Annotated in this window: 11 protein-coding genes; 2 read left to right on the forward strand and 9 right to left on the reverse strand. The window is 71.2% G+C overall.

Translation table 11 applies throughout. The features are described from left to right. Positions 1–30: 30 nt before the first annotated feature. From AB0C82_RS03820 to AB0C82_RS03855, 8 genes are all read right to left on the reverse strand, one after another. On the reverse strand, positions 31–1,278 hold the full coding sequence (locus AB0C82_RS03820; RefSeq protein ID WP_362837017.1) for an amidohydrolase: 1,248 nt from the start codon (positions 1,276–1,278) through the stop codon (positions 31–33). A gap of 302 nt (positions 1,279–1,580) precedes the next feature. Beyond that, entirely contained in the window at positions 1,581–2,327 is a 747-nt protein-coding gene (locus AB0C82_RS03825) for a twin-arginine translocation signal domain-containing protein (protein ID WP_362835958.1), read from the reverse strand. Beyond that, complete coding sequence (locus AB0C82_RS03830; protein ID WP_362835960.1) at positions 2,324–2,815, reverse strand: hypothetical protein; 492 nt, start codon at positions 2,813–2,815, stop codon at positions 2,324–2,326. The genes AB0C82_RS03825 and AB0C82_RS03830 overlap by 4 nt, the downstream gene beginning before the upstream one ends. 8 nt (positions 2,816–2,823) lie before the next feature. Beyond that, positions 2,824–5,064 (reverse strand): glycoside hydrolase domain-containing protein, encoded by a 2,241-nt coding sequence (locus tag AB0C82_RS03835; protein WP_362835962.1) that lies wholly within the window; start codon positions 5,062–5,064, stop codon positions 2,824–2,826. Between the two features lie 1,008 nt (positions 5,065–6,072). Beyond that, complete coding sequence (locus tag AB0C82_RS03840; RefSeq protein ID WP_362835964.1) at positions 6,073–7,131, reverse strand: hypothetical protein; 1,059 nt, start codon at positions 7,129–7,131, stop codon at positions 6,073–6,075. 10 nt (positions 7,132–7,141) lie between these two features. After that, the gene (locus AB0C82_RS03845) at positions 7,142–8,071 is read right to left on the reverse strand and encodes an N-acetylneuraminate synthase family protein (RefSeq protein ID WP_362835966.1); all 930 of its coding nucleotides are present in this window, start codon (positions 8,069–8,071) and stop codon (positions 7,142–7,144) included. 13 nt (positions 8,072–8,084) lie between these two features. Further along, the gene (locus AB0C82_RS03850; RefSeq protein WP_362835968.1) at positions 8,085–9,338 is read right to left on the reverse strand and encodes an N-acylneuraminate cytidylyltransferase; all 1,254 of its coding nucleotides are present in this window, start codon (positions 9,336–9,338) and stop codon (positions 8,085–8,087) included. A gap of 95 nt (positions 9,339–9,433) precedes the next feature. Continuing rightward, entirely contained in the window at positions 9,434–10,822 is a 1,389-nt protein-coding gene (locus tag AB0C82_RS03855; protein WP_362835970.1) for a DUF6716 putative glycosyltransferase, read from the reverse strand. Positions 10,823–11,035: 213 nt separating this feature from the next. Between AB0C82_RS03855 and AB0C82_RS03860 the strand changes: the two genes are divergently transcribed. Together AB0C82_RS03860 and AB0C82_RS03865 are read left to right on the forward strand one after the other, a co-directional pair. Next, on the forward strand, positions 11,036–12,022 hold the full coding sequence (locus AB0C82_RS03860; RefSeq protein WP_362837019.1) for a glycosyltransferase family 2 protein: 987 nt from the start codon (positions 11,036–11,038) through the stop codon (positions 12,020–12,022). After that, positions 12,019–13,365 carry a polysialyltransferase family glycosyltransferase gene (locus AB0C82_RS03865; RefSeq protein ID WP_362835972.1) on the forward strand — a complete coding sequence of 449 codons (1,347 nt, stop codon included), beginning with the start codon at positions 12,019–12,021 and terminating at the stop codon, positions 13,363–13,365. Before AB0C82_RS03860 ends, AB0C82_RS03865 begins: the two co-directional genes overlap by 4 nt. 70 nt (positions 13,366–13,435) lie before the next feature. On the opposite strand, the gene AB0C82_RS03870 is transcribed toward AB0C82_RS03865, so the two are convergent. Next, the gene (locus AB0C82_RS03870; protein ID WP_362835974.1) at positions 13,436–14,515 is read right to left on the reverse strand and encodes an acyltransferase; all 1,080 of its coding nucleotides are present in this window, start codon (positions 14,513–14,515) and stop codon (positions 13,436–13,438) included.

Raw genomic sequence — 14,515 nt, forward strand, 5'->3', positions numbered from 1 at the left:
AGGGATCAGTCTGGCGTTGACCTGCGAAAATTAACGCTCGTGGGAGGCACGGCCGTCGAGCAACGCGGCGGCCGTGAAGAGCTCCACGCCCACCGTGATCGCTTCCTCGTCCGCGTCGAAGTTTCCTCGGTGCAGGTCGAGGCCGCGGGTGTCGCCCGGGGTGCGCACCCCGAGCCGGGCCATGGCGCCCGGGACGTGCTCCAGGTACCAGGAGAAGTCCTCGCCGCCGAGGCTCTGTTCGGTGTCCTCGATCGCATACACACCGCGCCGTTCCGCCATCGCGTCGCCCAGCAGCTCGACCACCGACGCCTCGTTCACGACGGGCGGCACTCCCCGCACGTACTCGATGACCGTCTTGGCCCCGTACATTCCGGCCACCTCGTCGATCGCCGCGTGGACCATGTCCGGAGCCGCCCGCCAGGCGGCCAGATCCAGACAGCGAACTGTTCCGGACAGCTCGGCGTGTTGCGGGATCACATTGCAGGCGTGGCCGGTCTCCAGGCGCCCCCAGGTGACGGCGAGCCCGGAGCGCGCGTCGGTGCGGCGGGCGAGCAGGGCGGGCACCTCGGTGGCGACCTTCGCCGCGGCGGTGACCAGGTCGGTGGTCAGGTGCGGCCTGGCGGTGTGCCCGCCCGGCCCGTCGAGGGAGATCTCCAGCCGGTCGCAGGCGGAGGTGATCGCCCCGGCGCTGAGACCGATCCTGCCGACGTCGACCCGCGGATCGCAGTGCACCCCGATGATCTGGCCCACGCCCTCCAGGACGCCGTCCCCGATCGCGTCGGTCGCGCCGCCGGGCAGCACCTCCTCGGCCGGCTGGAAGATCAGCCGGACGGCATGCGGCAGCAGCCCCTGGCGGTCGAGCCCGGCCAGGACGAGGCCGGCGCCGAGGACGGTGGCGGTGTGGATGTCGTGCCCGCAGGCGTGGGCCCGGTCGGGGACCGTGGACCGGTAGGACACGCCCGCCTTGGTGTCCGGGATGGGCAGCGCGTCGATGTCCGCGCGCAGAGCCAGCATGGGGCGCACCCCGTCCCAGGTGCCGACGTCGCACATCAGCCCCGTCCCGGTGGCCAGCACCTCGGGCGCGAGCCCGGCCGCCTCCAGCCGGGCCTTGATGGCGGCGGTCGTACGGAACTCCTGGTTGCCGAGCTCGGGGTGCATGTGAAGATCTCGCCGGAACGCGATCAGCTCAAGGCGGAGCTCGTCGGACAGCGTGCCGGGCAGTTCTCCTCCCCCGGACCGGTCGACCAGGCTTGCGGGGCGGGAGGCACGGGACTTCAACTGGTTCACCTTGTGAAGGGTATGACTCCTGGTCCCCCGACCGGCCACGGATCAATAAATTTCAGCCGCTCAGACGAACAAAGGTTGCTTCGAGGGCGAGTGATGTGGAGGAAAGGTGGGTAAACCACTGCGCCATGTCCGCGAGACCGGGGCCCACGCCGTTCCCCTGGACGGCCCGGTCCGGCCGGGGCTCCGTGCACCGCACGGGCCCCGGCCGGCCGCACCGTCGCGAGACAGCCGGACGGGCGGACGGGCGGACTGCCGGACGGGCGGACTGCCGGACGGCGGCTGCGGGCGGGGGCCTACCGCGTGCGGGTCAGGGCCTTTGCGGCGCTGCGGCGCGCGGGGGACAGCACGTCCACCGGACCGCCGGCCCCCTTGCCGGGCTCTTCGCTCCACCCGCGGAGCTTGCGGACCACCGCGTCCAGCCGCTGGTCGCCCGGCTTCACCGCCAGGTAGAACAGCGACTCGTCGGGCCGCCGGTCGTCCCCGCCCCAGCGCACGACGCCGTCCAGCTCGGCGAGGATGTCGCGGACCACGATCTGCTGCTGCGGGAAGAACCCGCCCTTGGCACCCGGCGGGTAGTGACCCGGCCGGATCTGCACGGCGGTGCCCGAGGCCTGGTTGGCCTCGGCCAGCCCCCGGCGGACCTCGGCCGGACGGCGCCAGCCGGTCACGTCGTCCTTGCGCAGGGTGTCCACCTCGTAGTGGAAGCGGCGGATGACGTGCACGAGCACGGTCTCCACGTCGCCGATGCGCACGGCGACTCCCTCGACGGGCGTACCCGGGACCGGGCGCGTCCACACGGCCCCGCCCCGGTCGGTGGCGATCTCCATCTCCCAGCCGTTGGGGCTGGGCTTCCCGTGCCGGGTGCGCTTCCCGCGCTCCAGGGCGCGGCGGGCCGCTGCCCTCACGTGCTCGGGCTCGACGTACCCGCCCGCCGCGTGGGCGGGCGAGGCGAGGTACTGGGAGAAGGGCAGCGATGCCGCTGCCGTCACGCCCGCGATCACAGTGGTCCGGGCGAGGAAGGTACGGCGGGATGTGTTCACTGGTGCCTCGTCTTTCTCTTGAATTCCTTGGTGCTCCGGCGCTCGGACTCCAGTGCGCCGAAGCCGCCCAGCACGACGGCGGTGAGGGCGAGGGCGGCGACCGCGGGATTGACGTAGCCGGGCACTCCTGCCTGATAGGTGTCGCCACTCCTGACGTGGCAGCCGAGCCCCAGGGGGATGTAGGTCGGCCGGTAGGCGTCGATCTCCATCACATGGGCCGGGCCGACCGCCTCCTTGCACGCGGAGTCCTGTCGTGTCTCGTCGAGCAGCGCCAGGTGCAGGGCTCCCCAGACGTACAGGCCGACGGCGCCCGCTGCCGCGAGGGCGGCGACAGGGCGCAGCAGCACCAGCGCGTCCGTGCGTCCGACGCCCAGGCGCGCGAACGTCACGCAGGCGTAGACCACGAGGGCGCCGGCTACGAGCAGCCCGACGAGAATCACCAGGCCCAGGGCGAGCACCCCGTGTCCCGCGTACGGGTCGGTTGTCATGGCCGTTCCTACTGCGTCCGGGAGATGCCGTTGTACTTCTCGAAGATCTGGTAGAGCGCGAGGCGCTTCGTCGCGTGCTCCTCGGCCATGGAGCCCCAGCCCTGGTAGCGGCGAAGGACTTCGAAGATCTCGGACTGGGAGTAGTTCAGGCTCATCGCCCGCAGGGTGGTCTCGCCGGCCGGCGGGTTGTTCCCTCCGGGCTTGCCGCCCGCGTCCCACAGGTGGATGAGGGAGACGGTCCTGACGGAGTGTGCGTTGTCCTGGTTGACCTTGTGCCACATGGTCCAGATGTCCGGGTCCTTGGCGGGGTCGAGCACGGTGCCGGTGGCGAGGCCCTTGCCGATGCAGTAGTTCCAGGCCCGGATGCCGACCTCCCCGCTGATCTGCGCGATACCGGTGGAGGAGTCCCGGACCGGAGTCATGCCGCCGCCGACCCCGGTGTGGTAATACGCGACCGCGGCGTCCACGCCCAGGTCGACCACGTCGTAATGACGCATCTCCCAGTAGGCGCTGGTCTGGATCAGGGCCTTGCGCATGTTGTATTGGTGCGACAGGTCCGTGATCAGCGCGTCGTGGGCGAGGATCGTGTCGAGGCACTCCGTGTGCGTGAAGATGCGCTTGGCGTCGGAGTTGGCGAAGCCGATCGACTGCATGTACGAGCTGCTGTCGTTGTGCAGCGCCAGGTAGTACCCGAGGTTGAAGGCGGTGTCGGGCCCTTCGACGCGCGGCGGGTTGAAGGACGCCTCTCCGATGTCGCGGCCCGAGGCGATGTTGTGATCGAGGTTGATGGCTCCGTCGCCCGTACCGAGGGTCCGGGTGACGATCTGGTCGTAGGCCCAGTTCGGCGGCAGGGGGTAGCCGTAGTTGCCGGCGAAGCCGCTGGACATGTCGGAGACGAAGCTCGCGGTGGCGTGGCCCGCCTCGGACACGCGGATGCAGACGTTGCGCGGTCCGTAGACACCGACCCGGTAGGGGTTCCCCGAGATCGCCATGGCGTCCTCGACGCCCTTGAAGTAGGGAAGGATGCTGTCGGTGACCTCGTAGTCGTAGGCGTCGAAGTCGACCGCGAAGAAGATCCGGGCACCGTTCTTGAAGCCGTGGCGCTCGGCCGCGTTGACGGCGGCGAATCCGTCGGCGTTCCCCGAGGGGTAGTTGAAGCCGGCGGCATCGCGTCCGTACGTCTGGTAGATCGGGTAGCAGCGCAGCCCGTTGGCGGCGATCGTCTGGAGCTCGCCGGGCTGGATCTCCTTCTCGGGGAGGGAGGTCGTGCTCGGGTTGAGCAGATAGCGGCCGACGTACTTGATGCCTGCGGCCTTCAGCGTCGCCGCACGGGCCGGCGTGATCTTCGTGACGCCGTCGCAGGCCTCGCCCCTGCGCTCCTGGTCGCCGTAGGAGACGAGCAGTGACGCCCAGGTCGAGAAGTCGCCCTTGCCGGTGACCGGGAGGTTCACGAAGGTCTGGAAGGCGGCGGTCTCCCCCGCGAGGGCGCTGCCGAAGGAGCTCGAGAAGGTCACCGCGGAGCGGCCGTTGAGGATCATCGCGGCGCTGAAGAGCTGCGGCCAGACACCGGTGGAACCCTCGGTGAGCGTGTGGCTCGCGAGGCCGGACCGGGTGCCGGGACCGAAGAAACCGTTGGCGACGCCGTCGGCCATGCCCAGCTCGTACTGGACGGCGTACAGCATGGACTGGGAGACGGTCCGGGAGTGGTGGCCGTCGCAGGGGATGACGTAGAAGTCCTTGCGCAGGACGTACTTGCCGTTCAGCCACTGCTGAATGGACCGGATGGCGCTCGAACCACCGCTGACGGTGACGTACGCGTCCATGTTGAACAGGCCCTTGACGGCCTTCGGCCACAGCACGCCGCCCGGGTAGGCGACGCTCAGGCCCATGTCCGCGTTCAGCTTCGTGACGGCGTCCTTGACCCGGGAGTTGTAGATGCCGTCGATCTCACCGCCGTCGTAGCCCTTGCAGTACAGCGCCGACTGGATGATGCGACAGAAGTTCGCCGACGGAACGGTGGTCTCGTCGAGCTTGCCGTACTTCTCCCCCAGGGCCGACAGCGTGCCCGGTCCGAAGTTGTCGGACAGGGAGCTGAGGCCCATCTCGTACTGAAGGGCACGGGTGAGGGCGAACATGACGTCCCAGCCTGTGCGGCCGTTCTCTTCCAGCTTGGATATGCCGAGCGTCGCACCGTTGCCGTACGTCGTATTGATGAAACGCTGAGCGCGGATCACCATTTCGTCAGCCATGGATTCCCTCTCGAAATTAAGGAACGATGTCCGGGATTGCGAGAATTGGGAGACTCCTGGCCCACCGCGCACGGAAGAGATGCACCGCAATCCCGTACCGAGCGCGAGAAATACCGACCGAAACCGGCGCCCCCCGCCACATACGGCGCCGGTAAGCGATTGCCGGCGCCCATGCCATTTCTTGCTCAGCACTCTTTCACGGGGGGCCGACCGTTGATCAAGTCCGTTTCGGGACAGGCGCGCGCACTATGCCTGATACGGAGCAGTTTTCGTGATGGGGACGTGGTCGAATCGGTATCGAATCCACACACGATCCGCGTTTGGCTCACCGGAGAACGCGCTCGGTAACTGAGCGCTACGGAGGGGGAGTTACCGCCGCGCTGACCCCGCACCCCGGCCTGTCGAACGGTCATCACTATTCAGCCAGTCCGGAAATGGCTGGAAGGAGGGTACCTGTCGTCGACTGTGCCGTACGAACGCGGGCCACGGGAATGGCCGGGCCCCTCCGCGAACTCCGGGTACGCCGTTACGGAGAGCGATCACCCTTGAGTGCGGCAGCTGGGCCGGGACGCACGCGGAAACCGGGTCAACGAACGGAGAGCGGCCTGAAGAATGTCCTGGACCGGCCGGATATGGTGCGGCCGCATTCCCAGGACCTCGACCGCTCCCGACGCGGCCGAGATCGTACCGTGATCATTCCACCCGAGCCCTGGCAGATCACCGGAAAGACGCGGAAGCAGGAGCGGTTATGCGGCGGACTCGGTATGCCGGTTCGGCTGCGCGGCCGTCTCGGGACATTGCGCTCAGGGATCAGGCGTCGGTTTTCGGTCAGCGATGATGAGGGGCGGCGGGGGCCTCCACCGGAAAACCGGTCAGGTGCCGAGCGGGCCGATATCGGGCCGCACGCGCCGGTTCCCGCTCGGGCCGCTTGCCCATGCCGTCGCCGTGACCTCCCGTACCGGCGGGCAGCCGTCTCTCCCCGTCCGGTCGGTGCGTCCGGCTCTCGTCTCAGGCCTCCCCCGCCACCGTCGACGTGTGACGCCACGGGGCCAGGCGCTGCACGTCCCGGGCCGTCTCCGTGACACCGCTCAGGAAGCCCTGGGCGCGGGGTGACGCCGTTTCGCGGAGCCATTCCGGGGCGATGTCGCAGACCGCGACCTTCACACCGGTGCCCGCAAGGGCCAGGGGGAGGGTGTGGACCACCGTGGAGGGGAAGCTCAGGACCGTGTGGCCGATGGGGCCGCGGCGGGCGATGAGCTCCAGGGGCAGGTCCGGTCGGACGATCTCCAGGCCGGTGGCGGCCTCCAGGGCGTGGAGCTTCTCCGCGGACTCGCGGCGGTGCGCGAAGTAGCGGGTCGCGCCGTGGGTACGGGCCAGTGCGAGGACCGCCTCCTGGTACGGGACCGGGTCGACCACACCCGTCTCGACCAGGGAGGTGCCGACGAGGTCGGCGCCCTTGGTGATGAGGGGCGGGCCGAAGCGCGCGCGGGTCCAGGCGAACTCGTTCGGGGTCACCACGATGCCGGGCGGAGCCTCGACCGGCATCGCGGTGAACACCTCGACCATGTGGGTCGCCGAAGGGGTGAAGCGGCGGCGGGCGGCGGCCGTGACCGGGGCCAGCACCAGTTCGCGCGGGCCCTTGGCGCCACCCCTGCGGTGCCAGCGCACGAGACGTTCGCCCCTGGCCAGCTGAGCCACGAACTCCATGGTGGCCGTGCCGTCGTCGACCACCGTGAGGCGCCGGGCGCGGACCATCGTCAGGAGGAGCTGTACGTAGCGGGAGAACGGGTCGCCGATGACGATGTGCTCGGCCCGGCGGACGAGGCCCGCCAGGGCACGGAGCGTCTTCAGAGGTGCGCCGGCGTCGCCGCGCGCCTCCTGCCACCGGACGGTGACGCCCTCGTCGCGGGCCAGCTCTGCCATCCGGCGCAGCTGACCGCGCGACATCGGGTCGACCGGGGGGAGGACGACGACCGTGGTGCCGGTCGCGTCGGGTCCTCCCCTTGCGTGGGTCCACTCCAGGACGTTCAGGAGCTGGACCGGGCTCTCGACGAAGGCGAGGTTCACCGGTCGGCGCTCAGACCGAGACCGGCTCGGCGGCCGTGTCGCTCTCGGCGACGACGCCCGTGACGCGGCGGAGCTTCTTCATCGGGCCGAGCTCCGACTCGTACACCTTCTTGACGCCGTCACCGAGGGAGGCCTCGATGGTGCGGATGTCGCGGACCAGGCGGGTCAGGCCCTGCGGCTCGACGGAGGCGGCCTGGTCGGAGCCCCACATGGCGCGGTCGAGGGTGATGTGACGCTCGACGAACGCGGCGCCGAGCGCGACGGCGGCCAGCGTGGTCTGCAGGCCCGTCTCGTGGCCGCTGTAGCCGATCGGGACGTTCGGGTACTCCTGCTGGAGGGTGTTGATGACGCGGAGGTTGAGCTCCTCGGCCTTCGCCGGGTACGTCGAGGTGGCGTGGCAGAGCAGGATGTTGTCCGAGCCCAGGACCTCCACGGCGTGGCGGATCTGGCGCGGGGTCGACATGCCGGTGGAGAGGATGATCGTGCGCCCGGTCGCGCGCAGCGCGCGCAGCAGCTCGTCGTCGGTGAGGGAGGCGGAGGCCACCTTGTGGGCCGGGACGTCGAACTTCTCCAGGAAGGCGACGGCCTCGGTGTCCCACGGGGAGGCGAACCAGTCGATGCCGCGCTTGGCGCAGTGCTCGGCGATCGTGCGGTACTCGTCCTCGCCGAACTCGACGCGGTGGCGGTAGTCGATGTACGTCATCCGGCCCCACGGCGTGTCGCGCTCGATGTCCCACTGGTCGCGCGGGGTGCAGATCTCCGGGGTGCGCTTCTGGAACTTGACGGCGTCGCAGCCGGCTTCGGCGGCCACGTCGATCAGCGCCAGCGCGTTGTCGAGGTCACCGTTGTGGTTGATGCCGATCTCACCGGTGATGTAGACGGGGCGGCCGGGGCCCGCGGTGCGGGTGCCGAGGGTGCGCAGACGGGAGGCGTTGCTCATGGTGGTGCGTTCCTTACTTGGTGGGGGTGGAGACAGGGGTGGTGGAGACGGGGGTCGTGAGGGTGGGGCCGAGGAGCCACGCCGCGATCTCGCGGATGGCGCCGAAGCCGCCGGGGTTGGTCGTGACGGCGCGCGCCGCGGCGCGTACCGAGTCGTGGGCGCTCGCGACCGCGACGGGCCAGCCCGCGAGGCCGAAGCAGGGCAGGTCGTTGACGTCGTTGCCGACGTAGAGGACGCGCTCGGGGGCGATGGACTGCTCCTCGCACCACCGCTTCAGCGCCTCGTCCTTGCGGTCGATGCCGTGCAGGACGGGGACCTGGAGCTTGCGGGCGCGGGCGGCGACGACCGGGTTCTGTTCCGTGGAGAGGATCAGCAGGGGCAGGCCCGCCTTGCGCAGGGCCGCGATGCCCAGGCCGTCGCCGCGGTGGACGGCGACGGTTTCCCGGCCGTCGGAGTCGATGAGGACCCGGTCGTCGGTCTGTGTGCCGTCGAAGTCGAGGACGACCGCGTCGATGTCGTCCCGCGTCGGGAGCGGTGAGGGGTCCAGCAGCGGCGCGAGCGCGCGGGCGCGGGCCAGGTCGTGCGGGTCGTCGATCTCCAGGACCCGGGCCGGGTCGGTGCGCACCAGCGCGGTGTGCCCGAAGAAGCGGTGGCGGTGGGTACGGAAGCCGGGCACGGCCATGGCGTACGCGGCGCCGGTCTCCAGCAGGTCCTGCGGGCGGTCCTGGCGGCGGGGGCGTACGGCCTTGTCGTGGTTGACGCCGTACGTGTCGTCCTCCACGGCCTGGCCGTCGCGCCACACGAACCCGTGGAAGGGGGCGACGGTGACGGCGGTGTCGGCGCCCTCGCGGGCGACCGCGGCGGCGACGCCGTCGATGTCCTCGCGGGTGACGAAGGGGCTGGTGCACTGCACCAGGAGCACCACGTCGGCGGTACGGCCTGGCAGTTCCTCGTAGGTGTCGAGTGCGTGCAGGACGGCGGCCTCGCTGGTCGCGGTGTCCCCGGCGATGGCCTGCGGACGCTGTACGCAGTGCAGCCGGGCGGCTTCGCCGAGCGCGGCGGCCGCTTCCGTGGCCGCTTCGGCGATGGCCGGGTCGTCGGTGGTGACCACGACGTCGGTGACCTCGGTGGAGCCGAGGCAGGCGCGGACGGCACGGGCCACCAGTGGGACGCCGCCGACCTGGGCGAGGTTCTTGGCGGGGACGCCCTTGGATCCGCCGCGGGCGGGGATCACTGCGAGCACGGTCGGGGTCGGCGTCGACGTCATGAAGGCTCCTGAAGTGGTGGTCCCGGCACGGGTGTTCGCGGTACGTCCGGCGCCGGAGCGGGTGTTCGCGGTACGCGCGCCCGCCGCCCGCCCGGTCACAGCTCGCCCATCCGGCGGATGACCGGGGCGACGCGCTGGACGCCCTGGCGGTAGGCCCCGCGGGCGGCGTTGCGTACGGTTTCGCGCACCGCGCCCCTGACCCCGCCGGTCTCCCTGGGTGCCGCGGCGCCCGGCAGCGGGTGGCCGTCGGGGCCCAGGTGGTGGCGGGCGAGGATGCCGGGGAGGTAACCCGGGGCGGTGATGGGCGTGTAGTAGGGGGCGAGGGGCGGGAGCCGGTCGCGCTCCAGCAGCGCGGCGACCGCTCCCCGTGCGGTGTCGTACGCCGTGGCGTACGTACCGTCGGCGGCGACGCCCTGGCCGGCCAGCCACTCCTCGTCGGGCCGGGGCCGGAATCCACCGTCAAGCCGGTCCCAGGACGTGAGGAGTCCGGAGCCGATGAAGTGGTGGTTGCCGAGAGTTTCTCGGACGCCGAGGTCGGAGAGGACGGCGGTCGGGATCCGCCGGTGCAGGGATTCGAGCGCGGCGGTCGAGGAGACGGTGACCAGCAGGTCGGTGCGGTCCAGCACCTCGCCCATGTGCCCGTACACCAGGCGGAAGTTGGGCGGCAGCCCGCCCGGGAGCTTCTCCGCGAGCCGCTGGTAGGGCAGCTCCTCGATGTGCGTGGTGTGCTCGCCGGGCTTGGAGCGCAGCTTCAGCAGCACCTCGCGGCGGGGGTGCAGCCGGGCGTGCTCGATGAGCCTGCGCAGCAGGTACGTACGGTCGGCGCGGGACGCCGGTACGGAGGGCTGGGCGGCGAACACGACGGTGTCGCGGCCCTCCTGCGGCCGGTGCGGCGCGCCGCCGAGGAACGGCAGCGCGGCCTCGGTGACGGCCGAGGCGTCGGCGCCCACCCCCTCGTACACCGCACGGAACCGCTCGGCGTCGTGGCGGGAGTTGGCCAGGACGACGTCCGCGCCGTGGCGCAGGAGGAGCCCGTCCGCGAGCTTCTCGTAGACCACTCCCACGTATCCGGTGACGATCACGGGCCTGCGGGGCAGTTCCAGTGCGGCGAGTCCGTGCAGCATCGCCTGGACGGCGCCGCCGACGAGGGCGAGGATCACGACGTCGTACCCCTCGTCCCGCACGGTGTGCAGGAACTCGACCGCCGTGACCTCACGTACGCGAGCGGCCTCGATTCCCACGTCCCCGACCTCGGCGAGCTGCCGGGGCGTGGGCGTGGCCCGGCCGCGCAGCAGCAGTCCGCTGAGCTCGACGGGCCGTCCGGGTGCGAACGACGCGTCGGTGCCGGTGGTGAGGCGGCGCGCGGTGAGCGCGCCCCATTTCCACCGGGTGTCGGAGTCGGCGAGCACGGCTACACGAAGAGCCGTGCCGGCGTCGGAGGCGGTAACGGCCTGATCAGCCGTATTGCTGGTACGTGGGGGCACGTCCTAAAAGTTAGGAAGGCATTTCGAGGAGTGGCCCAACGTGGCGGCAACAAATGGTTAACAGCCCACCGACGGTTGGCGAATCCGCTCAGGAATGGGCCCCTCCGGGCCTCAAATTCCTTAGGAATCAACCTGGTTCATCATTCCGCCATTCTCCGTTCACCCGGCATCCTCGCTGGGGACAGGGCGAATGCCGGGGCCCGTCCTAACGTGATGCGGGTGGTTAAGCTCTCCGTCATCGTGCCGTTCTTCAACGTGCAGACATACGCGCCCGACACACTCAGGAGCCTGCGGGCCAACGCCCGGGAGGACTTCGAGTTCGTACTCGTCGACGACTGTTCGACCGACGGGACGGCGGACATCCTGCGCCGCGCGCGCGACGAGATCCCCGGGGTGGTGCTGAGACGGCACGAGCGGAACGAGGGCCTGGCCACGGCCCGCAACACCGGTCTCGACGCGTCGAGGGGCCAGTACGTCACCTTCCTCGACGGCGACGACTGGCTGGCCCCCGGCCACTGCGCCGGACTGGTCTCCGCCATGGACCGCCTGAACTGCGACTTCCTGCGCACCGACCATGTCCGGTGCAACGGCAAGTCACGCGCGCTGCGCCGGGTGCCGCACGGCCTGCGGGACGTACCCATGAGCCCGCGCGAGGCCATCCTCCCGGCGGGCCGCACGACATCCGTCGACTATCCGTACGCCTGGGCCGGGATCTACCACCGCCGCCTGGTCGACCGCGGCCTCATCCATTTCACCGCCGGGCTGCGCACCGCCGAGGACCGGCCGTGGATCTGGCGGCTGCACCGGGAGGCGGAATCCTTCGCGGCGGTCGGCCTGCTCGGCGTCTTCTACCGGCGCGGTGTCGCCAACTCCCTCACGCGGACCGGGGATATGCGCCGGCTCGATTTCATTCGCGCTTTCGACCAGGTCATCGAGGAGACCGCGCAGGACCGGGAAGCGGAAACGCTTCTTCCGAAGGCGGTGCGCACCTACTGCGCCGTCATCTCCCACCATATGGGCACCATTTCCGAACTCGAACCCGGCGTGGCCCGCGCTCTGCGCTCGATGAGCGCCGCCGCACTGCGCCGTATGCCGCAGGACATTCTGGAAGAGACGATCGACTCCATGGGCATCGACAGGGCTTCCCTGCTGAGGCGGCTGCGCCGCCGTCCCAGCACGGGCGCGGGTGACGCGGCATGACCACTCAGATCTTCTGCGCCTCCACCCTGCATGCCGCGGCCACCCTGGCCGCCGCCATCGACGCGGGCTGCTTCCGCCCCGTACGCCGGCGGATCCTCCTCGTCGGCAACCACGCCGCCGTGCCTGAGGTCAGCCCCTCCCTCGACGAGCTGCCGGGCTTCGAGGCACTGCGCGACCGGTTCGACGAGGTGCGTTCCCTCAACGCGGCGATCGAGCCGTTCCACCCCTCGGGCTGGTCGCCCCGGCCGGGCGACGCCCCGCTGTGGGAGCGCCATCTGCGACGGCTCTGGGAACTGGGGGACGACGACGTGGAGTTGGCCGTCGAGTCGGTCGCGACCGCGCCGGCCACCACCGTCACCGGCATCTTCCTGGGCACACCGGTGCACGTGTACGAGGACGGGACGGCGGGCTACGGTCCGACCGGCCGCAAGCTCGACCCGCTGCTGGGCACACGGGTGCGCGGGCTCCTGCACCTCGGTCTGCTGCCCGGAGTGAGGCCGTTGCTGCTGACGGAGTTCGGTGTGGAGGCCGAGGTCGTCGCGGACGACGCCTTCCGCGCCGTCCTGCGGAAGGTCGGCGCGGCCGCTCCCGCACCGGAGGTACCCCACCGTGCTCCGGCGCTCCTCATCGGCGAGCACCTCTCCGGGCTCCCGGGCGTCGGCCCGGAACTGGAGGAGGAGGTGCATCTGCGGATGCTGCGCGGCGCCGTCGAGCGCGGGCACCGCGGCCTCGTCCTCGCACCGCGTTCCCCGGCCGCCGCCCGCGCGTCCGGCTCGCTGGCGGCGGAGGCCGAGCAGCTGGGCGTCCACCTGACGGTGCTCGAACCGCCCGCGCTCGAACCGCCCGCGCTCGGAGCGCCGGCGCTCGCCGAGACGCTGTTCGAGCAGCTGCGCCCTGCCCTGGTCGTGGGCTGCTTCTCCGCTGCGCTCTTCACCGCCAGGCAGTTGTACGGTCTCGACGTGGCGACCACAGGCACCCGCGAGGTGCTGGACCGGCTCACCCCGTTCGAGCACGCCGACCGTGTCCCCCTGGCACTCGCCCATACGCTGCTCCCGGCGCTGGACGCCGGCCTCGCCCGGGCGCCCGGCGATCCGGACCGGCTCGTCACCACGCTCGGGTTCGTGACGCAGCCGCGCGTCCATGCCGGGCTCCGGCCCGCCGCCACCGCGTATCTCGCGGACGGCATCACCCCCGCCGAACTGGAACTCCTCCCGCGCCGCAGGCTGACGGCACTCGGTCTGCCCGGCGGGCTGCCCGGCAGGCTCGCCGCCCTCTCCCGCAACCCGGTCCTGCGCCGGGCGGCGGGACGGGCACGCCGGCTGGGACGGACCGTCCGGCGCTGAGCGGCACGAAGAAGCCGGGCCCGCCGACGAACGCGGGCCCGGCTTTCAGGTGTCCGTACCTGCCGGTGTCTCAGCCCAGCACGCGGGTCAGGCCCAGGCGGCCCCAGAGCAGGGCCGCGCCGAACGACAGCAGGGTGGTCGCCGCGACGAGCCCGACGAGCGACGCCACCGCGGCGGCCGTTCCCAGCTCGTCCCAGACGAACCACCGCGAGAGCGCGGTGAGCACCAGCAGATGGACCAGGTAGGCGCCGAACGAGGCGTTGCCGAGCCGGACCAGCGGCGGGCGCAGCCGCTCGGGGATGCGCAGCCGGTGCAGCGAGAGCAGCACACCGCCGGTGAACAGGGCGACGAACAGGCTGCCGTACGGGATCGCGTAGTGGACGTCGTGCTGGTACCAGAGCACGCCGCCGAATCCGGCCGCCGCGACCAGCGCCCAGGAGGTACGCCAACGGCCCGCCGCCCCGGCCGGGAGCGCCACCAGCAGCGCGCCGGCGACCGCGTACACGAGCTGGTACGGGGCGAACGTCCAGCCGAGCCGGGGCATGTCCCAGCCGGTCAGCCGGCCCACGTCCCCGAGGAGCACCGGGGCCAGTGCGAGACCGAGCAGCGCGGCGCCGAGGCCCCAGGGCCGCTTCCCGGACCTCACCATCACGACGAACGCCAGCAGCAGGATGACCGGCACGTACGCGTACAGGTACCAGAGGTGGAACGCGGGCCTGATCGAGCCGAACAGGGCGTCCCGCGCCAGCCCGGTGACCGGCCCGTCGTTCGTGCCGCGCCACCGGCCCCAGGCGAGGTAGACGACCGTCCACGCGCCCAGCGGCACGAGGATGCGCACGATCCGCTGCCGCAGCCGTCCGCCGTCACGGGGCGGGGCGCCGACCAGGATCACCCAGCCGGCGATCGCGAAGAAGACCGGTACGGCGAACCGGCTGGCGGAGTCGCCGACGATCCCGGCCCAGTAGACGCCGTGGCCGCCCGCCGCCGTACGCCCCACGGCGTCCAGGAACGCCGAGCCGGAATGGCAGAGGATCACGCCCACGGAGGCCAGCAGCCTGATCAGGTCGACGTCGTAGCGGTGTTCGCGCGCGGGCGGGCCGGCCGGAGCGGCTTCGGGGCCCGCGGCGGTCATGGGAACGGTGGATGACAT

It is taken from the genome of Streptomyces sp. NPDC048560, from assembly GCF_040650955.1.
Lineage (GTDB): Bacteria > Actinomycetota > Actinomycetes > Streptomycetales > Streptomycetaceae > Streptomyces.

Bases quoted from the DNA above. Each gene is read 5' to 3' on its own strand.
- AB0C82_RS03830 (WP_362835960.1), bottom strand. From the start codon at position 2,815: ATGACAACCGACCCGTACGCGGGACACGGGGTGCTCGCCCTGGGCCTG.
- AB0C82_RS03835 (WP_362835962.1), bottom strand. From the start codon at position 5,064: ATGGCTGACGAAATGGTGATCCGCGCTCAGCGTTTCATCAATACGACG.
- AB0C82_RS03845 (WP_362835966.1), bottom strand. From the start codon at position 8,071: ATGAGCAACGCCTCCCGTCTGCGCACCCTCGGCACCCGCACCGCGGGC.
- AB0C82_RS03850 (WP_362835968.1), bottom strand. From the start codon at position 9,338: ATGACGTCGACGCCGACCCCGACCGTGCTCGCAGTGATCCCCGCCCGC.
- AB0C82_RS03860 (WP_362837019.1), top strand. From the start codon at position 11,036: ATGCGGGTGGTTAAGCTCTCCGTCATCGTGCCGTTCTTCAACGTGCAG.
- AB0C82_RS03865 (WP_362835972.1), top strand. From the start codon at position 12,019: ATGACCACTCAGATCTTCTGCGCCTCCACCCTGCATGCCGCGGCCACC.
- AB0C82_RS03870 (WP_362835974.1), bottom strand. From the start codon at position 14,515: ATGTCATCCACCGTTCCCATGACCGCCGCGGGCCCCGAAGCCGCTCCG.